Raw genomic sequence first — 19,478 nt, 5'->3', positions numbered from 1 at the left:
TCTCCTCCCAGATTACCGCCCTTCGGCGGATGATTTCCCGCGTTGCAGCACAACGGCGAGCACGATGATAACCCCTTGGATGGCCCCGTTCAGATAGGGCGAAACCAGATCGGCGAGGTTCAGGATATTGTCGATCAGGCTCAGGATCAGGACGCCGATCACCGTGCCCCAGACCCGGCCAAAGCCGCCCTTCAGCGCGGTGCCCCCGATGATGACGGCGGCAATCGCCTCCAGTTCCCACAAGAGGCCGGTGGAGCCGGAGGCCGAGCCAAGCCGCGGCACATAAAGGATGGTGGCAAGGCCGACCAGCAGGCCAAGGATGACATAGGTCATCAGCTGCACCCGCTCCACCTTCACCGCAGAATAGCGCGCGACCTTGTCATTCGATCCGATCGCCTCGCAATAACGGCCATAGCGGGTGTGGCGCATCACCACCTCGCCCAGAACGGCGATGATGGCGAAGACGATGATCGGCCATGCAATACCAAACAGGCCATCATAATAGACCGGACGGTAGAATTGCCGCGCCTCGAAATTCAGCGACAGGGTGCCGCCATCGGCGATCCAGGTGACCAGACTGCGAAATATCCCCATCGTGCCCAGCGTCACGATGAAAGGTTCTATCCCGACCTTTGTAATCAGCAACCCGTTGCCAAGGCCCGCCAGCAGCCCCACCAGCAGCGCAACGCCCATCCCCGCCAGCACCAGCGGCACGCCGATGCCAAGGCTGGGGATCATCGCATTCATCGCAAGGATCATCATCCCGGCAATGAAAGCCGCCATGGAGCCGACCGACAGATCCAAGCCCCCCGAGGTGATGACAAAGGTCATCCCCACCGCAATCATGCCAATAAAGGCTGACCGCGCCAGCACGTTGGTGATATTGCCCGAAGACAGGAAGTTGGAGTTCAGAAAGGCCCCCAGGACAACCAGCAGCACAAGGGCGGCCAGCGGTCCGAGGGTGGATAGGGACAGGTTACGCATCCTCGTTGACCTTTTCGCTCGTGCCCATGACCAGCCGCACCACGGCGGTTTCGGAAATCTCGTCGCCCTCCAGCACCCCCGCCACGCGGCCCTGCCGCATGACCAGAACCCGGTCGGACAGGCCAAGCACCTCTGGCATGTCGGAAGAAATGACGATCACGCTCAGCCCTTCGCGGGCGAGACGGTCGATGAAGTGATAGATCTGGCTCTTGGTGCCGATATCGATGCCGCGCGTCGGTTCATCGATGATGACCACCTGCGGCTCGGGTAGCATGGTCTTCGCCAGCAGCAGCTTTTGCTGATTGCCGCCGGACAGATTGCCCACCGCCATCTCGCGGCTGGGGGCGCGAATGTCGAAATCGCTGATCGCCTTGTCCAGCGCCACCTCTTCTTGCGGGCGCGAGATCAGCAGGCCGCCGAAACGATCCAGCGTCGAAAGGGTCAGGTTCTGGCGCAGGTTCTTGGCCAACAAAAGCCCGCGTTCCTTGCGATCCTCGGTCAGATAGGCAATGCCGCGCGCCGCGGCATCCGCCACTGAACGGATACTGATCGGGGTGCCATTGCGCAGAACCGTGCCATGATGGGGGCGCAGCCCCATCAGCCCTTCGGCCAGTTCGGTGCGCCCCGATCCCACTAGGCCGGAAATGCCCAGAACCTCGCCCCGGCGCAGCGTCAGATTGATGCCCTCAACCAGTGGCGGCACCGCGAAATCGCGCAGCTCCAGCACGGCGGGGCCAAAATCCTGCCGGCGCGGCGGGAAGATGTCGTTCAGGTCGCGCCCGACCATGGCGGTCGCCATCCCGTCTTCGGTCAGCTCACCGCGCACGGCTTGGCGCACCACGGCCCCATCGCGCAGCACAGTGATGCGGTCGGCCAGATAGGTGATCTCTTCCAGCCGGTGCGAGGTGTAAAGCAGCGCGACGCCTTGCGCGCGCAGCCGGTCGATCTGGCGAAACAGCACCTCGACCTCACGATGGGTCAGCACGGCTGAGGGCTCATCCATGATCAACACCCGCGCATTGCGCGACAGGGCCTTGGCGATCTCCACCATCTGACGGTCCGAGACCGGCAGATCCCGGATCCGGGTATCGGGGCTGACCCGGCATTCCAGCTGATCCAGCAGAACCTGCGTGTCGTCGCGCATCGCCTTGTGATCGAGGAAGAAGCCACCTTTTTCACGGCCAAGCCAGATGTTCTGCGCCACGGTCAGATCCGGGGCGAGGTTGAACTCCTGGTGGATGACCACGACCCCCATCGCCTCGGCCTCGGCACCGCTGCGCCAGGGGGCGGGCGCGCCATTCAGCAGCACCTCGCCCGAGGTGGCGCCCAGATAGCCGCCAAGGATCTTCATGATGGTGGATTTTCCGGCACCATTCTCGCCGATCAGGGCGTGAACTTCGCCAGGCATCAGCGCGAAATCGATCCCGTGCAGGATCTCGATCGGGCCAAAACTTTTCTTCACGCCCTGCAGGGCAAGGGCGGGCACTGCCCCCGTTGTCACAGCAGCACCCAGGACGCATTGCGTTTGGCAGATTGCACGCAGGCTTCGACAAAGCGCATTCCGCGCAGCCCGTCCTCGATGGTCGGGTAGATCACACCTTCGGGTTTGGGCTGCCCGGCATCAAAGGCGCGGATCGCGCGCGCAGCTTCGGTGTAGATCGTGGCGAAGGCCTCCAGATAGCCTTCGGGATGGCCACCCGGAATGCGAGTCACACGTTGCGCATCAAAGCCCGCGCCCGCGCCACCCCGGGTGATCAGCCGCTTGTCCTGACCAAAGGGGGTGAACCACAGCCGGTTCGGGTCTTCCTGCGACCATTCCAGCCCGCCCTTTTCCCCATAGATGCGCAGGCGCAGCCCGTTTTCATTGCCGGGTGCCACCTGACTGGCCCAAAGCGTGCCCTTGGCACCGCCCGCATAGCGCATCATCACATGGGCATTGTCGTCCAATGGCCGCCCCGGCACGAAGCTGGTCAGATCTGCCGCCAGCGCTTCAGGCTCCTGCCCTGCGACAAAAGCCGCAAGGTTATAGGCATGGGTGCCGATATCGCCCAATGCACCGCCCGCCCCCGAACGCGCCGGATCGGTGCGCCATTCAGCCTGTTTTGAACCACTGGCCTCGGCCGCCTCGGTCAACCAGTCCTGAACGTATTCCACCTGAACCAAGCGGATCTTGCCCAGCTCGCCCGCAGCCACCATGGCGCGGGCCTGACGCACCATTGGGTAACCGGTGTAATTATGGGTCAGGATGAACAGCGCCTTGGCCTCGGCGGCAACCTTGGCCAGCTTGCGCGCCTCGGCCATGGTGGCGGTCAGCGGCTTGTCGCAGATCACATGGATACCGCGCTTCAGGAATTCGATTGCGGGGCCTGCGTGCATATGGTTCGGGGTCACGATGGCCACGGCGCGGATGCCATCCTTCAGGCGAGCCTCCCGGGTGGCCATCTGGCGGTAATCGTCATAGATCCGGGCCGGATCCAGGCCCAGTTCCGCCCCGGACGCACGCGCCTTCTCCGGCGTGGAGGACAAGGCCCCCGCCACCAGACGGAACTCGCCGTCAATGCGCGCAGCGATCCGATGCACGCCACCGATGAAGGCGCCCTGCCCGCCGCCGACCATCCCAAGATTGATTGCTGTCATGGTGTTCAGACCTCCAGCCCGAGGATGCGCCGATTGGTCATGCGATCGGTGCCTGCATCGGCAAAATCATCAAAGGCTTTTTCGGTGACGCGGATGATATGATCCTTCACGAAGGCCGCGCCTTCCCGGGCCCCGTCTTCGGGGTGCTTCAGGCAGCATTCCCATTCCACCACCGCCCAGCCATCAAAGCCGTATTGCGTCAGTTTGGAGAAGACGGCCCCGAAATCAACCTGCCCATCACCGAGGCTACGGAAGCGCCCGGCCCGGTTCACCCAGGACTGGAAGCCGCCATAGACGCCTTGCCGCCCCGTCGGATTCAGTTCCGCATCCTTCACATGGAACATGCGGATCCGCTCGTGATAGATGTCGATATGGGCCAGATAATCCATGTTCTGCAGCACATAATGCGACGGATCATACAACATGCAGGCCCGGGCGTGGTTGCCGACCCGCTCCAGAAACATCTCATAGCTGATGCCATCATGCAGATCTTCGCCGGGATGAATCTCATAGCAGATATCAACGCCCTGATCTTCCGCATGGTCGAGGATCGGCAGCCAGCGCCGGGCCAATTCGTCAAAGGCTTCCTCGACCAGTCCTGCGGGGCGCTGCGGCCAGGGATAGACATAGGGCCATGCCAGCGCGCCAGAGAACGAAACCTTCCGATCAAGCCCCATGCGGCGCGAGGCCGTCAGCGCCTTCTTCACCTGATCCACCGCCCAGGCCTGACGCGCCGTCGGATTGCCACGCACCTCTGGGGCGGCAAAGCCGTCAAACATCAGATCATAGGCCGGATGGGTCGCGACAAGCTGGCCCTGAAGATGGGTCGACAATTCGGTGACTTCCACCCCGGCCTCGGCACAGATGCCCTTCACCTCGTCGCAGTAATCCTGCGAGGTGGCGGCAAGATCGAGGTCGATCAGACGGCGATCCCAACTTGGGATCTGCACCCCAATATAGCCGATATCGGCCGCCCATTTTGCTATCGCAGGCAAAGAGTTGAACGGTGCCACATCCCCCGCAAATTGTGCAAGAAACAGGCCAGGCCCCTTGATCGTCTGCATCACACCCCTCCCCCAAGGCATAATGTAATCGGTTGCAACAAGGATAGACAGACGATGTAATCGGTTGCAAGATAATTCTTGCGCTGAAATGCGCGCGGCATCGGAAATGGCGATTGAGGGCCGCGCCACGGCGTCCTAGAAGAGACGACATGAAGCACGACCGGCCAAAACTTCGCGATGTTGCCCGGCTGGCGGGGGTCTCTACCGCCACGGTCAGCCGTGCCCTGTCCAATCCCGATATGGTCAGCGAAGACACCCGTGCCGCCGTTCATGCCGCGATCGAGGCGACCGGCTATCGGATGAACCTTGCCGCGCGCAACCTGCGCCACCAGCGCACGGGCGGCATTGTGGCACTGGTGCCCAATCTGGCCAACCCGTTCTTTTCGCAGATTCTTTCGGGCATCGCATCGGTTCTGGGGCCGGCGGGCTATAACCTTCTTGTCGCCGATACGACCGGCGCCGGCCCCGACCTCTTACTGGACTATGCCGAGCCGTCGCGCGCCGATGGGCTGATCGTGCTGGATGGCAATTTCCCCATGGTCGCGCTGGAACCCGGGCGGGTGCCCGTGGTGCAGGCCTGCGAATGGGTGCCGGGCCTGCCTGCCGCGCGGGTCAAGATCGACAACCGGGCGGCAGCGGGGGTTGCGGTCGGCCATCTGCTGGATCTTGGCCATCGCCGCATCGGCCATGTCACCGGGCCGGCGAACAACGTGCTGACCGAGGCGCGGATTGGCGGCGTGCGCGACAGGCTTGCCGAGGCAGGCCTGCCCTTCCCGGATGAGGCCGTATATCAGGGCGATTTCTCGCTCGATTCCGGGCGCCAGGCGGCTGGTCAATGGCTGACGCAACCGCGCGACAGCCGCCCCACAGCCGTATTTCTGGCTTCTGATGCGATGGCTTGTGGCTTTATCGGCGAAGTGCAGCGCCATGGGCTTTCCGTGCCCGGCGATGTATCGGTCGTTGGTTTTGACGATATCGAACTGATCGCCCATATCGCGCCGCCCTTGACCACCATTCATCAGCCGCGCGCCGAAATCGGGCGCCTGGCCGCGGAACGCCTGCTCGCACAATTGCGCGGCGAAAGTCAGGCAGATGGCGACACGATCCTGCCGGTGGAATTGCTGATCCGCGCCAGCACCGCGCCGCTTGCGATCTGATCGCCCATATCTGCCAATTCTGGTACGGCGCTTCCTGCCGGTTTGAAATCGCACCTGCCCAATTTGTGGGCAGACGCAATTCTAATGGACAACCTTCCCCGCGGCCCCAGTCCGAGCGCGACAAAGATCGCCGCGATCAGATCGCCAGATCTTCGGGCGAACGCCCGGCATTCAGCGCCGCCTCATACCAGCGCGGCTTGCGCCCGCGACCCGACCAGGTCTCTGACGGATTTTCGGGATTGGCATATTTTGCCGTTGCGGCCACACGCTTGCGTGTCACCGGCGTGCCCAGAAGTTCAGACAGGGTGAAGCCCATCTGGCGTGCCCGGTCTTCAAGCTCAGCCACGGCTTCTTTCTTTTTACGATCCTCGTAGGAAGCGATTGCTTTTGCCACCTGCGATTGCAAATCTTTAAGCTCTTTCAACGAAAGTGCATTGAGGTCCATCCGTTAGTCCCTTTCCGGATCTGCGCCTGAGACAATCATTGTCTTTATTTCACGCGCATTGGACCTGCAATTATATGCGCATTGCCCGATCAGGACAACTTATTTGGGGCCGCGCTTTGCCAGGATCCGCTGCAAGGTGCGCCGATGCATATTCAATCGCCGTGCAGTTTCAGAAACATTGCGGTCGCACATTTCATAAACACGCTGGATATGCTCCCACCGCACGCGGTCTGCCGACATCGGGTTTTCCGGCGGCGCAGGCAAGGCCTCGCCCCGCGCCAGCAAGGCATTTGTGATCTCATTGGCATCGGCGGGCTTCGACAGATAATCAATCGCGCCGATCTTGACCGCCGCCACGGCAGTCGCAATGGCACCATAGCCGGTCAATACGACAATGCGGCAATCGGGGCGACGTTCGCGCAATGCCTCCACCACATCCAGACCATTGCCGTCTTCCAGACGCAGATCGACCACGGCATAGGCCGGTGGCCGCGATTGCGCGATGGCCTTGCCCGCAGCCACGCTTTCGGCGGTGTCGGGCTGGAAACCCCGCTTCTCCATCGCGCGCGCCAGCCGTTTCACGAACGCCTCATCATCATCAACCAGCAGAAGCGAGCGGTCCGACCCCAGATCCGGCCCCAGATCCATTTCCAGATCATCGCCCATCATCAATTCCCTTCAAGGTCCCGTCATTTTGCGAAAACCCTAGGCCCGTTCTGGGGCAAGGTCAATTTTCCCGCCCCCGGACCGTTGCAGATCGCCCCGCAACACCCGATCCTGGGTTGTGGCGGGCATTGGCGGCAACGCGGCGCATTGATCCGTTGTCGCCCGACCATTAGGCCAGGCATCATCAGTTGTTACGGGACAGGCACCATGCCGCACAGCATTCGATCCGACCTGCCGCAAGTCGCCGATGAAGGCGTGCTGCATCTGCGCACCCTGATCCTGATCCGCTGGGCCGCGATCACCGGGCAGATCGTTACGCTGTTGATCGCGCATTCCGTGTTCGAAATCGGCTTTCCGCTGGGGCTTTGCGCGCTGGTCGTTGGTGCCTCGATCATCGTCAATCTGGTGCTGGTTTTCCTGTTTCCCGAAAGTATCCGGCTGAATGAACATCAGGTTTTCCTGACCCTGATGTTCGATCTGGCACAGCTTGCACTCTTGCTCTGGCTGACAGGCGGTCTGACCAATCCGTTCATCCTGCTGATCGTGGCACCCGTCACCATTTCGGCCACCGCGCTTTCGGCCCGCGTCACCTTCTTTCTTGGCTGCGTCGCCATTGTCTGCGTCTCGGTCCTGTCGGTGACCTATCTGCCGCTAACGCTGCCTGAGGGGCGGCATTTCAGCCTGCCAAGCCTGTTTGCCTTTGGCTTCTGGCTTGCCGTTGTGATTGGCATTGCGTTCCTTGGGGCCTATGCCCATCGCGTCTCGGCCGAGATCCATCGGATGCAGGATGCCTTGCTAGCCACCCAGATGGCGCTGGCAAGGGCCCAAAAGCTCACGGATCTGGGGGGGGTAGTGGCTGCTGCCGCGCATGAGCTGGGCACCCCGCTGGCCACGATCAAGCTGGTCAGCACAGAGATGATGGACGAGCTGACGGGCGATCAACGCGCCGATGCCGAACTGATCCGCGATCAGGCCGATCGCTGCCGCGAAATCCTGCGCGGCATGGGCCGCGCCGGGCGCGACGATCTGCAACTGCGTCAGACCACGCTGGATGCCCTGCTGCGCGAGGCGGCAGAGCCCCATATGGGACGCGGCAAGCAGATCGACTTCCAGATCCTGCCTGCCGCCCCCGCCCAGCGCCCGCCACAGGTGCAGCGTCACCCCGAGATCATCCATGGCCTGCGCAACCTGATCCAGAACGCGGTGGATTTCGCCGACAGCCAGGTCTGGGTCAGCGCAGAATGGGGTCCGGCGCGTCTGCGCCTGCGCATCAGGGATGATGGGCCAGGCTATCCGGCTCAGGCCATCGGTCGCTTGGGCGAGCCCTTCATGCGCAACCGCAGGTCCAGCGAGCCCAACCTGCGCCCGGGCTATGAGGGGATGGGGCTGGGCCTTTTCATCGCGAAAACCCTGCTGGAACGCACCGGCGCCCGCATATCCTTTGCCAATGCCAGCGGCGAGGGCAGCACCGGCGCCATCGTCGAACTGGTCTGGCCGCTGGAGCGGATCGTGGCAGCTGACGGTCCCTTGGGACAGAACCCTTTGAACGCCTAAGGTGGTTACAGGGTTGCTTAACCCTACATTAACCTTCTCGCCGCAAGCTGATCGGAACCAAGACCGGCTTGAGGACCAACATGATCGCCTGGGCACCCTCCGTCATGCTAGTGCTGACCTGTGGCCTTGTCGCCCTTGGTAGCGTCTTTGTCCTGGCCGCCCTGCAACAGCGTGCAGATCCCCAGAATGGCACGATCTTCCTCGACCGGATCGGAGGCACCTGTTTCCTCTTCGATCAGGATATCCTGCTGGACGCCACCCCGCAGGCCCGGGCGCTTCTCTCGCAGGGGGCCACATCCGGCACCGCTCAGCAGCGCCTTCTGGCCTATCTCTTGCCCCGCTTTCCGGGTGTCGAAACCCAGCTTGCGCAGCTGGAGGAAGAGGGCGCGATCCAGATCACCGCCGCCCAACCCGATGGCAGTTGGCTGACGCTGGAGGCTGAATTGCGCGGGGGCATCACCCGTCTGTCACTTCAGCAATCCGAAAGCGCCAGCCTCACCGGCGGTCAGGATCTGCTGATCCAAAGCAGCATCCGCAGCGAACTGGGCCAGGTGCGCCAGGTCCTGCACGCGATGCCGCTGCTGGTCTGGCGCGAATCTGCGGAGGGAGAGATCACCTGGGCCAATGGGCAATATCTGGACATGCTTATCCATCGCCTTCCGGCGGGGGAGGATCTGGCCTGGCCATTGCCGCCGCTGTTTGATGCGGTGCCACCTGGGCAGGATACCATTCGCCAGCGCCGCAAACTGACCCAAAATGATGGGGCGACGCGCTGGTTCGAGGTGTCGGTGACCGAAGCGGGCGATACAAGGCTGCATTTCGCGCAGCCGGTCGATGCGCTGGTGCAGGCCGAAACCGCGCTCAGCGAATTTACCCAGACCCTGACCAAAACCTTTGCGCATCTGCCCATCGGGCTTGCGGTATTTGACCGGCAGCGCCAGCTTGCGCTGTTCAACCCGGCCTTGCTGGATCTGTGTGAATTGCCGATCGATTTCCTGTCGTCACGGCCCACGCTTTTCGCCTTTCTCGATGCGATGCGGAGTCGCAGCATGATCCCGGAACCCAAGGATTATCGTAGCTGGCGCAAGCAGATGGCCGATCTGGAACAGGCCGCAGCCTCGGGCATGTATGAAGAAACATGGAGCCTGCCTTCCGGCCAGACCTATCGCCTGACCGGCCGACCGCATCCCAATGGGGCGCTGGCCCTGATGTTTGAGGATATCTCGACCGAGGTGTCGCGCATCCGCCGCTATCGCGCCGATCTGGAATTGGGCCAATCCGTGCTGGATGCGGTGGACAGCGCGATTGCGGTCTTTGGTGCAGGCAACCGGCTGGTCATGGCCAATAGCCAATATTCAACCCTTTGGGACCACGACCCCGGCGGCACGCTTGATGCCGGAAGCCTGGCCGCCATCGCCGATCACTGGCGACAAAACTCTGCCCCAAATCCATTCTGGGCCGAGGTTGCAGAATTTTGCGACAGCGCCCGGCAAGGCGATACGCTGATGGGTGAGGTGCGGCTGCTGGATGGGCGGTTGGTGCATTGCCGGGTGCTCAAGCTGCCCGCCGAGGCCACGATGATCCGATTTGACACCGCCCTGCGCGGCGAGGCGCGGCACGAACCCTATTATGCCGATGCCCATCTGCAGCTGGAATTCGACGCCCTTCTGAAACGCGCCTGACCGCTATCGGGGCTTGCATCTCGGCTTGCGGTGGCGGGCGTGGCGGCTAAAACTGCCCGCATGTTGGATGACGGTCTGTTCCTGCCCGATGATGCGGCAACCTCTGCCCTCGCCGCCCGGTTTGCCGCGCGGCTGGCACCGGGTGATGTGCTGTTGCTTTCGGGCCAGATCGGTGCCGGCAAAACCCATTTCGCCCGCGCGCTGATCCGCGCAAGGCTGGGGGCGGATATCGAAGTTCCCTCGCCCAGCTTCACCCTTGTGCAGACCTATGAAGATGCTTCGGGTGATATCTGGCACGCCGATCTCTACCGGCTCGCGCATCCCGATGAGGTGATCGAACTGGGGCTTGAAGCCGCTTTTCGCGATGCGATCTGCCTGATCGAATGGCCGGATCGCCTGGGCAGTCTGGCCCCCGAGACCGCGCTGCATCTGACGTTCAGCCTTCAGGGCGAAGGACGTCTGCTGCATTTCACGCCCGCCGACCATCCTCTGCTGAAAGACCTTCTTCCATGAACCGCCGCGCGCTTTCCGACGCCTTTGTGCAGCGCGCGGGATGGGGTGCCGCCCAGCGCGGCTTTCTGGCCGGCGATGCCTCGGATCGCAGCTATGACCGGCTGCGCCTTGGCCCAAAATCCGCTGTCCTGATGGATGCCCCGCCCGGCAAGGGCGATGATCCCGCCGATTTCATCGCCATGGCGCGGCATTTGCGCGGCCTTGGCCTTTCGGCACCCGCGATCCTTGCGGAAGATCTGAGCAATGGCTTTCTGCTGCTGGAGGATCTGGGCGATGCGATTTTCGCCCGCCTGCTGGAGCGTGATCCCGCGCAGGAACCCGCGCTCTATCACGAGGCTGCCGGGGTTCTGGCGCATCTTCAGGCCAGCCCCGCGCCAAATGGCCTGCCCGATCTCAGCGCCCATGACTGGGCCGCAGCTGCGGGGTTCGCCTATGACTGGTATCGTCGCGGCGTCACCGGGTCAGTGGGCGATAGCGGCCCTTTCATCGCAACGCTGACCGGATTGCTGCAACGCCACGCCGACGGGCCGCGCGTGCTGATCCTGCGGGACTATCACGCCGAAAACCTGCTTTGGCTGCCAGACCGGCAGGGCCTCGCCCGCGTCGGATTGCTGGATTTCCAGCTCGGCCAGATGGGGCAGCCCGGCTATGATCTGGTCTCGTTGCTGCAAGACGCCCGCCGCGACGTGCCAGCGGCAATCGAAATCGCAACACGCGACGGGTTCCGCGACCGGATCGGGGCTGGATCCGCCTTCGACGCCGCCTATGCGGTGCTGGGCGCGCAGCGCGCCCTGCGCATCATCGGCATCTTCGCACGGCTTTGCATGTTTGGCGGCAAACCCGGCTATCTGGCGCTGATCCCGCGGGTCTGGGGCCAGCTGCAACGCAATCTTGCACATCCCGCACTTGCCCCGCTCGCCACCATCTGCGCCCGTGACCTGCCCGAACCCACACCCGAAAATCTGAACCGGATCAAAGCCCTATGCCCTATCCCCGCGCCCTGATGCTGTTTGCCGCGGGCTTTGGCACCCGGATGGGGCCGCTGACCGCCAGCCGCCCCAAGCCGCTGATCCCGGTCGCCGGGCGCACCTTGCTTGATCACGCTCTGGATCAGGCCCGCGCCGTGCCGCTGGACCGGACCGTGGTCAATGTCCATTATCTGGCCGACCAGATCCGCAGCCATCTGGCAGATCGGCCAGAGATCCTGATTGCGGATGAGACCGCCGAAATCCTGGAAACCGGCGGGGGCCTGCGCGCGGCAAGGCCCTTGCTGCAATCCGACCCGGTTTTCGTGATGAACAGCGATGGCGTCTGGACCGGGGCGAACCCGTTACAACAGCTTCTGACCGCCTGGCGGCCCGAGGATATGGACGTGCTGCTGCTGCTGCTGCCCGCCGGGCAGTTTACCGCCCATCGCGGAACGGGGGATTTCCTGATGGATGCGCATGGCCGGATCAGCCGGGCCAAGGGACAGCCCGGCTTCAGCTATATCGGTGCCCATATCAGCCGCACCGATCGGCTGGATGAAATCCCGGATCGCGCCTTTTCGCTCAATCGGCTCTGGGATGATGCGATTGCGCGCGGCCGCGCCTTTGGTGTGCTGCATCAAGGCGGATGCGCCGATGTCGGTCGCCCCGAAGGCATTGCCGAGGCAGAGCGGCTGCTGGCCGATGTTTGACGCATCCTCGCCCCGACTATACGCCCTGCCGCCCGGTATCGACTTCCCGCGCGAATTGGTGCGCGGCTTGCAGGCCCGCATGATCGGGCAGCCGCCCGAGGCGATGGCGCGGGTCACGCTGTTTCTGAACACCCAGCGGATGCGCCGCCGTGTGACCGAGATCCTGACGGCAGAGGGCGCGCATTTCCTGCCGCGCCTGCGGCTGGTCACAGACCTGTCCGCGGAAGGCGCGCGCTTTGGCATCCCCGCCGCCGCGCCGAAACTGCGCCGTCGGTTGGAACTGATGCAGCTTGTCCTGGGCTTGTTGGACGCGCAACCCGATCTGGCACCACGCGCCGCGCTGTTCGATCTGGCCGATAGCCTGGCGGGGCTTCTCGATGAAATGCAGGGCGAGGGTATCACGCCGGATCAGATTGGTGCCCTTGATGTCTCCAACCATTCGGCGCATTGGGCGCGGACACAAAGTTTCATGCGCATCGTCGGGCCGTTCTTTGCCGACGAGGCCAATCCCGATCCGCAGGCCAAGCTGCAACGGGTGATCGACGCGCTGCAAACCGAATGGGCGGCGCGCCCGCCCGCCGATCCGATCCTGATTGCGGGTTCGACCGGATCGCGCGGCACCACCTTGCGACTGATGCGACTGGTCGCCGCGCAGCCCCAGGGTGCGATCATCCTGCCGGGCTATGATTTTGACCAGCCGACCGCGATCTGGGCGGGCATGTCGGACGCGCTGACCGCCGAGGATCATCCGCAATACCGCTTTCGCAAGATGATGGATGTGTTGGGCCTTGGTCCGGGTGACGTTGCGCGCTGGACCGCAAGCGCCGCGCCCTGCCCGGCACGCAACCGGCTGATCTCGCTGTCGCTGCGCCCCGCACCCGTCACCGACCAATGGCTGAGCGAGGGCCAGCACCTGACCGATCTGACCGGGGCTTGCAAGGATCTGACGCTGATCGAGGCCGACAGCCCCCGGGATGAGGCATTGGCGCTGGCACTGATCCTGCGTGACGCCGCCGAAAAGGGCCAACGCGCGGCGCTGATCACCCCAGACCGCACCCTGACGCGGCAGGTTGAGGCGGCCCTCGACCGCTGGGGCATCACGCCTGACGATTCCGCCGGGGTGCCCCTGCCTCTCAGCCCACCGGGGCGGCTGCTGCGGCATATTTCGGCTCTGTTCGGCCAAAAACTGACCTCTGCGGCGCTGCTGACGCTGCTGAAACACCCGCTGACCGCCTCCAGCACCGGGCGCGGAACCCATCTTTTGCTGACGCGCGAGCTGGAACTGTCGCTGCGCCGCAATGGCCCGCCCTTTCCGACGCCGGACAGCCTGCGCCAATGGGCCAGCACCCGGAAAGAGGCCGAGGCGGCCGCTTGGGCCGAATGGATCATCACTGCCACCGACGGGCTGGAAACCCTGCTGCCACGACCGCTGCCGGATCATCTGGCGCATCATGTCACACTGGCAGAAACACTGGCACGCGGGCCATGGGGCGATGGCAGCGGCGGCTTGTGGGACAAGGCCGCGGGGCAGGAGGCCGCCCGCGTCATTGCCGATCTGCGGCAAGAGGCCGGGGCAGCGGGCGTTCTGGCGGTGCATGATTACCGCAATCTGTTTGATTCCGTGCTGCAAACCGGCGAGATTCGCGAGGATCGCGGGGCCCATCCCGGCATTATGGTCTGGGGCACGCTGGAGGCGCGCGTCAGCGGTGCCGATCTGGTGATCATGGCGGGGCTGAATGACGGCTTGTGGCCGAAACTGCCCAGCCCCGACCCTTGGCTGAACCGCAAGATGCGCAAGGATGCGGGTCTAAGCCTGCCCGATCGGTTGATCGGCCTGTCGGCGCATGACTATCAACAGGCCATCGCCGCCCCCCGCGTCGTGCTGTCGCGCGCGCGCCGCGATGCGGAAGCCGAGACCGTGGCGTCGCGCTGGCTGAACCGGCTGACAAACCTGTTGGACGGCTTGCCGGATCAGGGCGGGCCACAGGCGTTGGCTGCGATGCGCGCCCGAGGACGGGATTGGCTGCATCTGGCCGACCGGCTGGAACAGCCTGCCGCGTCAATGCCGCTGGCTCCTCGTCCCTCTCCGCGCCCGCCGGTTGCGGCGCGGCCGCGCGAATTGGCGTTGACCCGGATCGCCACTTTGATCCGAAACCCCTATGACATCTATGCCCGCTACATCTTGCGGCTATTCAAACTGGAGCCCCTGCATCGTGACCCAGATGCACGACTGCGCGGATCCACCCTGCACCGCATTCTGGAAAGTTTCGTGCGCCAACCACGCCCGGCCGACCCTGTTGCGGCGAAGGCACTTCTGCTGCAAGTAACTGAATCGGTGCTGGCGGATGACGTGCCTTGGCCCGCCGCGCGGTTGTTGTGGCAGGCGCGGATGGCGCGGGCCGCCGATTTCTTTCTGGCCCATGACGGTGCCGATGGCGGTGTGCCGGTCATGCTGGAAGAAAAGGGCAAGACCCGGCTGGACGGGCTGGATTTCACCCTGTCCGGCACGCCTGACCGGATCGACGCCCTGCCCGACGGGCGGCTGCATATCATCGACTACAAAACCGGCACGCCCCCGACCGAGGCGCAGCAAAAGACCTTCGACAAGCAGCTCTTGCTGGCGGCCTGCATGGCCGAACAGGGTGGGTTTCGCCAACTTGGCCCGTCCGAGGTGGCGAGGATCAGCTATGTCGGGCTGGGCAGCAGCCCCAAGATCGTCTCGACCGCGATGGAGCCCGATCTGATCGCGGGCACCTGGGCCGATCTCCATCGCCTGATCGGCAGATATATGGTGCCGGAGACCGGCTATACCGCCCGAAGGGCCATGTTCGAGACGCTTTTTCCCGGCGATTACGATCATCTGTCGCGTTTTGGCGAATGGGAAATGACCGATGCGGCGCAGCCCGTGACCTTATCGGAGGCAAGACGTGACGATGCATGATGCCTCCTCGCGCCAGGTGACGGCAGCCCGTCCGGGCTGGTCGACCTGGCTTTCGGCCAATGCCGGGTCGGGCAAGACCCGGGTGCTGACCGACCGCGTGGCGCGGCTGCTGCTGGCGGGTGTCGATCCCGCGCGCATCCTGTGTCTGACCTATACAAAGGCCGCAGCATCAGAGATGCAGAACCGGCTGTTTGCCCGGCTGGGAGCCTGGGCGATGAAACCCGAAGCCGCATTGCGGCAGGCCCTGGAAGAGCTCGGCGAAGGTGCCGATGTTTCACAGGAAACATTAGCCGATGCGCGGCGGCTGTTTGCCCGCGCCATCGAGACGCCGGGGGGCTTGCGGATCCAGACCATCCACAGCTTCTGTGCGTCTCTGTTGCGGCGCTTTCCGCTTGAGGCGAGGGTGTCGCCGCAATTCACCGAGTTGGACGACCGCGCCGCCAAATTGCTGCGCGAGGAGATCATCGAGGAACTTGCCGCCCAGATCGCCCCCGATGTGATCGCCGAAATGGCCGCGCTTTATACCGGCGAGGATTTCGGTCAGTTGGCAGCCGAAGTGGCCGCGCATTCCGATCTGCTGTTGCCAGCCAAATCCGCCGCCGAGGCGAAGCAGGCCTTTGGATTGCGCGGGGATGACAGTGCCGAAACCCTTCTGGCCGAGGTGTTCCTGGGGGATGAGGCCGCCTGGATGCCGGATGCGCTGGAGATCATCGCGCGCGGCAAGGCGACCGATGTGAAACTGGCGGATCGCCTGGCCGCGCTGAACTTCGCCCAACCCGATCTGGGCACATTGTCTGCGCTGGAAGGGCTGTTCCTGTTTGGTGCCAACACCATGGCACCCTTTACCGCCAAGACCGAAACCCTGCCCACCAAGGACACCCGCACGGCACTTGGCGACCTGCTTGGGGAACGCCTTGCCAACCTGATGCGGCGGGTTGAGGCCGCGCGCCCGCGCCGCACCGCCCTGCTGGCCTCCGAGCGGATGCGGGTGCTGCACCGCTTTGCGGGTGCCTTCCTGCCGCTTTATGAGCGGCGCAAGATGCTGCGCGGGGCGTTGGATTTCGACGATCTGATCGCCCGCGCCAAGGCGTTGCTCACCGATCCTGCTGTGGCGCAATGGGTGCTGTTCCGGCTGGATGGCGGCATCGACCATATCCTGGTCGACGAGGCGCAGGACACCTCGCCCGACCAATGGGCGGTGATCGAGCTGCTGGCGCAGGAGTTCACCTCGGGGGCCGGTGCCCGCGATCTGGATCGCACGATCTTTGTGGTCGGCGATCAGAAACAGTCGATCTATTCGTTTCAGGGGGCCGATGTCACCGGCTTTGCCCGGATGCGCGCGCAGTTCCAGAGCCAGTTGGACACCATCGGCGCCCCGTTCCAATCGCTGGAATTGAGGCATTCCTTCCGGTCCTCCCCGGCCATTCTGGATCTGGTCGACCGCACCTTTTCCGAAGCGCTGCATCCCGATCTGGGCGGGCCATCGGCGCATATCGCCTTCAACGAAGACATGCCGGGACGGATCGAAATCTGGCCGCCGATCGAACCTTCTGCCAACCCCGAGGATGAGGATTGGGCCGATCCGGTCGATCTGGTGACGGGCGAACATCACGCCGCCGAACTGGGCCGTCGCGTGGCCAGCCGCATCGCGGAGATCCTGGCCGCCGGCACGCTGATCCCGGATCGTGGCACCATGCGCCCGGTTCATGCCGGCGATATCCTTATTCTGGTGCGGCGGCGTTCCCCGCTGTTCACCGAGGTGATCCGTGCCTGCAAGGCGGCAGGTCTGCCCATTGCCGGGGCAGACCGGCTGCATCTGGGCGGCGAGATGGCGGTGAAGGATCTGATCTCGCTTCTGGCCTTTCTGACCATGCCGGAGGACGATCTGGCGCTGGCGGAATGCCTGCGCTCGCCCCTGCTGGGGCTGGATGAGGCCGGGCTTTACGCATTGGCGCAGCCCCGCAAGGGGTACCTGTGGGAAGCATTGCGCAACAACCCCGATCACACTGAAATCGTCTCTATCCTGCAGGATTTGCGCAATCACGCCGATTATCTGCGCCCGTTTGAACTGCTGGAACGCGCGCTGACCCGGCATGACGGGCGGCGCAAGTTTCTGGCCCGTCTGGGCGCCGAGGCAGAGGATGGCATTGACGAATTGCTGTCACAGGCCATGGCCTACGAGCGCAGCGATGTGCCGAGCCTGACCGGATTTCTGACCTGGCTGCAATCCGACGACGTGCAGGTGAAGCGCCAGATGGAAAGCGGCGGGCGCAAGATCCGGGTGATGACCGTGCATGGTGCCAAGGGGCTGGAGGCACCCATTGTCATCCTGCCCGACACCGCCGATACCCGCGCCAATGATCGCGACGAAATCTATCCCTTTGGCGAAACGGCGCTTTGGCGCACGCCGGCTGCAGAAAGCCCCGAAGCGGTCACCTCCTTGCGCCGCGAGCGGGCGGATCGCGCCAAGGCAGAATCGACGCGGCTGCTTTATGTCGCGCTGACGCGGGCGCAAAGCTGGCTGATCGTCGCGGCGGCGGGCAATCTGGCCTCGCAGAAGAATGGCGGTGACAAGGACCCGGCGTGGTATGACCTGATCCGCAAGGGGGCGGAGGCGCTTGGAGCGCAACCGGGCAAGGATGGCGTGCTGCGCTATGCGTTGGGCGATTGGCCGCTAGGGGAAAGCGTCTCTGATACGGCGGAAACGGCACCCGATTCCGCCCTGCCTGATTGGGCCTTGCGGGCGGCCCCCCTGCCCGATCCAGGGCTGAAACCGCGCAGCGCCTCGGCGCTTGGCGGGGCCAAGGTGCTGCTCTCGGACAATGAACCCGAGGAGGGCGAGGCCGCGCGCCTGCGTGGCACCATGCTGCATCTTCTTTTGGAGCATCTGCCGGGGATCGCCCCCACCGATTGGCCCCCGATCGCAGAGCCGTTGGTGCCGGATGCCGCCTTGCGCAAGGAATTGCTGGCCGAGGTGAATGCGCTGCTGGCGCAGCCCGAACTGGCCGCGCTTTTTGCGCAGCCAGCCCTTCTGGAAGTCTCGGTGACAGCGGAATATGAGGGCGAGCGGCTGGTCGGCACCATTGACCGGCTGGTCCTGACCGCGGATCGCGCGCTGATCATCGATTACAAATCGAACCGTCTGGTGCCCAAGACCGAGGCGGAGGTGCCCGAAGGGCTGCTGCGGCAAATGCGGGCCTATGCCCATGCGCTGCGGCAGATCTATCCGCACCACCAGATCGAATGTGCCATCCTGTGGACAGCGCAAGCTCAGTTGATGCCGATTGCGTCAGTATGAGGCGAGAAAGATTTCGACCTCTGATCGCGCAGGAATGGCCTGTGCGGCCCCCGCGCGCGTGACCTGCAGGGCAGAGGCGGCCGAGGCCTGGCGCATCGCATCCTCGCGCGTCATGCCAAGGTCAAGCGCCGCGGCCAGCGTGCCGATAAAGGTATCGCCCGCGCCAGTGGTATCGACCGGATCCACCTTGAAGGCAGGCACGAAAAGCGGCTCTGATCCGGCAGAAATCCACTCTGCACCCTTGGCACCCTTGGTGATGATGCAATCAAGCGGCGGCAGCGCACCAAGCGCCGTCCGCAATTGTTCAGCCTCGCCCTCATTCATCACCAGAAGCGAGACATGTGGCAGGATGGCCTGCACCGCATCAATCTCGAAAGGGGCGGCGGAATAGATCACCCTCAGGCCCCGCGCAGCGGCCAGCGCCGCAGCCTCGGCTTGGGCAGAGGTTTCATTCTGGATCAACAGCGTATCGCCCGGCTGCGCCACCGCCAAGGCGGCTTCGACCATCCCGGCGGTCAGGGCCCGATTGGTGCCAGGATAGATCACGATGGCATTCTCTGCCGCCGGATCGACATTGATGATGGCGTGGCCGGTTGCCATATCCAGCACTGACAGCGCAGCAAGATCCACGCCGTAACGGCGCAGATCATCGCGAACCCAGTCACTGTTCGGCCCGATAGCCCCGATATGGATGACATGGGCACCTGCGCGGGCTGCCGCGACCGATTGATTAGCCCCCTTGCCGCCGAGCCCCTGATCATAGGCCAGCGCAGACAGCGTCTCGCCCGGGGCGGGCAGGTGCGGCACGCGGTAAACATGGTCGATATTGATCGAACCCAGATTGTAAATCGTCATGCAG

General features: G+C 63.9%; 15 protein-coding genes. 8 read left to right on the top strand and 7 right to left on the bottom strand.

Annotated features, from left to right (window positions below):
* Positions 1 to 12: 12 nt before the first annotated feature.
* Genes GBJ34_RS09165 through GBJ34_RS09150 form a run of 4 tightly spaced genes read right to left on the bottom strand, consistent with a single transcriptional unit; the run spans position 13 to position 4,685 of the window.
* Entirely contained in the window at positions 13 to 984 is a 972-nt protein-coding gene (locus GBJ34_RS09165) for an ABC transporter permease (protein ID WP_151718962.1), read from the bottom strand.
* Positions 977 to 2,485, bottom strand: a complete 1,509-nt coding sequence (locus GBJ34_RS09160) for a sugar ABC transporter ATP-binding protein (protein ID WP_226341105.1) — start codon at positions 2,483 to 2,485, stop codon at positions 977 to 979. Before GBJ34_RS09160 ends, GBJ34_RS09165 begins: the two co-directional genes overlap by 8 nt.
* The gene (locus tag GBJ34_RS09155; protein ID WP_192931159.1) at positions 2,482 to 3,621 is read right to left on the bottom strand and encodes a Gfo/Idh/MocA family protein; all 1,140 of its coding nucleotides are present in this window, start codon (positions 3,619 to 3,621) and stop codon (positions 2,482 to 2,484) included. The genes GBJ34_RS09160 and GBJ34_RS09155 overlap by 4 nt, the downstream gene beginning before the upstream one ends.
* A gap of 5 nt (positions 3,622 to 3,626) precedes the next feature.
* Complete coding sequence (locus GBJ34_RS09150; RefSeq protein ID WP_151718961.1) at positions 3,627 to 4,685, bottom strand: sugar phosphate isomerase/epimerase family protein; 1,059 nt, start codon at positions 4,683 to 4,685, stop codon at positions 3,627 to 3,629.
* 149 nt (positions 4,686 to 4,834) lie between these two features.
* Between GBJ34_RS09150 and GBJ34_RS09145 the strand changes: the two genes are divergently transcribed.
* Entirely contained in the window at positions 4,835 to 5,842 is a 1,008-nt protein-coding gene (locus GBJ34_RS09145) for a LacI family DNA-binding transcriptional regulator (protein ID WP_151718960.1), read from the top strand.
* Between the two features lie 136 nt (positions 5,843 to 5,978).
* Here GBJ34_RS09145 and GBJ34_RS09140 read toward each other — a convergent pair whose 3' ends face one another.
* Both GBJ34_RS09140 and GBJ34_RS09135 read right to left on the bottom strand, forming a co-directional pair.
* Entirely contained in the window at positions 5,979 to 6,287 is a 309-nt protein-coding gene (locus tag GBJ34_RS09140) for an H-NS histone family protein (RefSeq protein ID WP_151718959.1), read from the bottom strand.
* 99 nt (positions 6,288 to 6,386) lie between these two features.
* Entirely contained in the window at positions 6,387 to 6,953 is a 567-nt protein-coding gene (locus GBJ34_RS09135; RefSeq protein ID WP_151719161.1) for an ActR/PrrA/RegA family redox response regulator transcription factor, read from the bottom strand.
* Positions 6,954 to 7,160: 207 nt separating this feature from the next.
* Here GBJ34_RS09135 and regB point away from each other — a divergent pair, with 207 nt between their 5' ends.
* The 7 genes from regB (at position 7,161) to addA (ending at position 18,619) form a co-directional block, all read left to right on the top strand.
* Positions 7,161 to 8,507 carry a sensor histidine kinase RegB gene (gene regB / locus GBJ34_RS09130; RefSeq protein ID WP_151718958.1) on the top strand — a complete coding sequence of 449 codons (1,347 nt, stop codon included), beginning with the start codon at positions 7,161 to 7,163 and terminating at the stop codon, positions 8,505 to 8,507.
* An 80-nt stretch (positions 8,508 to 8,587) separates the two neighbouring features.
* Positions 8,588 to 10,189, top strand: coding sequence for a PAS-domain containing protein (locus GBJ34_RS09125; protein WP_151718957.1), 1,602 nt, complete (start codon positions 8,588 to 8,590; stop codon positions 10,187 to 10,189).
* 60 nt (positions 10,190 to 10,249) lie between these two features.
* Positions 10,250 to 10,702, top strand: a complete 453-nt coding sequence (gene tsaE, locus GBJ34_RS09120; RefSeq protein ID WP_151718956.1) for a tRNA (adenosine(37)-N6)-threonylcarbamoyltransferase complex ATPase subunit type 1 TsaE — start codon at positions 10,250 to 10,252, stop codon at positions 10,700 to 10,702.
* The gene (locus GBJ34_RS09115) at positions 10,699 to 11,706 is read left to right on the top strand and encodes an aminoglycoside phosphotransferase family protein (protein WP_151718955.1); all 1,008 of its coding nucleotides are present in this window, start codon (positions 10,699 to 10,701) and stop codon (positions 11,704 to 11,706) included. The genes tsaE and GBJ34_RS09115 overlap by 4 nt, the downstream gene beginning before the upstream one ends.
* Entirely contained in the window at positions 11,685 to 12,380 is a 696-nt protein-coding gene (locus GBJ34_RS09110) for a nucleotidyltransferase family protein (protein WP_151718954.1), read from the top strand. The genes GBJ34_RS09115 and GBJ34_RS09110 overlap by 22 nt, the downstream gene beginning before the upstream one ends.
* A complete protein-coding gene (gene addB / locus GBJ34_RS09105) occupies positions 12,373 to 15,321 on the top strand; it encodes a double-strand break repair protein AddB (protein ID WP_151718953.1) in 2,949 nt (982 codons plus the stop codon). The genes GBJ34_RS09110 and addB overlap by 8 nt, the downstream gene beginning before the upstream one ends.
* Complete coding sequence (gene addA, locus GBJ34_RS09100; protein WP_151719160.1) at positions 15,314 to 18,619, top strand: double-strand break repair helicase AddA; 3,306 nt, start codon at positions 15,314 to 15,316, stop codon at positions 18,617 to 18,619. Before addB ends, addA begins: the two co-directional genes overlap by 8 nt.
* Here the strand turns inward: addA and GBJ34_RS09095 are convergent.
* The gene (locus tag GBJ34_RS09095; RefSeq protein WP_151718952.1) at positions 18,611 to 19,474 is read right to left on the bottom strand and encodes a ribokinase; all 864 of its coding nucleotides are present in this window, start codon (positions 19,472 to 19,474) and stop codon (positions 18,611 to 18,613) included. The genes addA and GBJ34_RS09095 overlap by 9 nt on opposite strands.
* Between the last annotated feature and the right edge of the window lie 4 nt (positions 19,475 to 19,478).

This window comes from Gemmobacter serpentinus, assembly GCF_008973825.1.
Lineage (GTDB): Bacteria > Pseudomonadota > Alphaproteobacteria > Rhodobacterales > Rhodobacteraceae > Gemmobacter > Gemmobacter serpentinus.
Note: the sequence above shows the minus strand (reverse complement) of the source record. Positions and strands in the feature narration are given on the sequence as shown.

Bases quoted from the DNA above. Each gene is read 5' to 3' on its own strand.
- GBJ34_RS09165 (WP_151718962.1), bottom strand. From the start codon at position 984: ATGCGTAACCTGTCCCTATCCACCCTCGGACCGCTGGCCGCCCTTGTG.
- GBJ34_RS09155 (WP_192931159.1), bottom strand. From the start codon at position 3,621: ATGACAGCAATCAATCTTGGGATGGTCGGCGGCGGGCAGGGCGCCTTC.
- GBJ34_RS09150 (WP_151718961.1), bottom strand. From the start codon at position 4,685: ATGCAGACGATCAAGGGGCCTGGCCTGTTTCTTGCACAATTTGCGGGG.
- GBJ34_RS09145 (WP_151718960.1), top strand. From the start codon at position 4,835: ATGAAGCACGACCGGCCAAAACTTCGCGATGTTGCCCGGCTGGCGGGG.
- GBJ34_RS09140 (WP_151718959.1), bottom strand. From the start codon at position 6,287: ATGGACCTCAATGCACTTTCGTTGAAAGAGCTTAAAGATTTGCAATCG.
- GBJ34_RS09135 (WP_151719161.1), bottom strand. From the start codon at position 6,953: ATGGGCGATGATCTGGAAATGGATCTGGGGCCGGATCTGGGGTCGGAC.
- regB (WP_151718958.1), top strand. From the start codon at position 7,161: ATGCCGCACAGCATTCGATCCGACCTGCCGCAAGTCGCCGATGAAGGC.
- GBJ34_RS09125 (WP_151718957.1), top strand. From the start codon at position 8,588: ATGATCGCCTGGGCACCCTCCGTCATGCTAGTGCTGACCTGTGGCCTT.
- tsaE (WP_151718956.1), top strand. From the start codon at position 10,250: ATGTTGGATGACGGTCTGTTCCTGCCCGATGATGCGGCAACCTCTGCC.
- GBJ34_RS09115 (WP_151718955.1), top strand. From the start codon at position 10,699: ATGAACCGCCGCGCGCTTTCCGACGCCTTTGTGCAGCGCGCGGGATGG.
- GBJ34_RS09110 (WP_151718954.1), top strand. From the start codon at position 11,685: ATGCCCTATCCCCGCGCCCTGATGCTGTTTGCCGCGGGCTTTGGCACC.
- addB (WP_151718953.1), top strand. From the start codon at position 12,373: ATGTTTGACGCATCCTCGCCCCGACTATACGCCCTGCCGCCCGGTATC.
- addA (WP_151719160.1), top strand. From the start codon at position 15,314: ATGCATGATGCCTCCTCGCGCCAGGTGACGGCAGCCCGTCCGGGCTGG.
- GBJ34_RS09095 (WP_151718952.1), bottom strand. From the start codon at position 19,474: ATGACGATTTACAATCTGGGTTCGATCAATATCGACCATGTTTACCGC.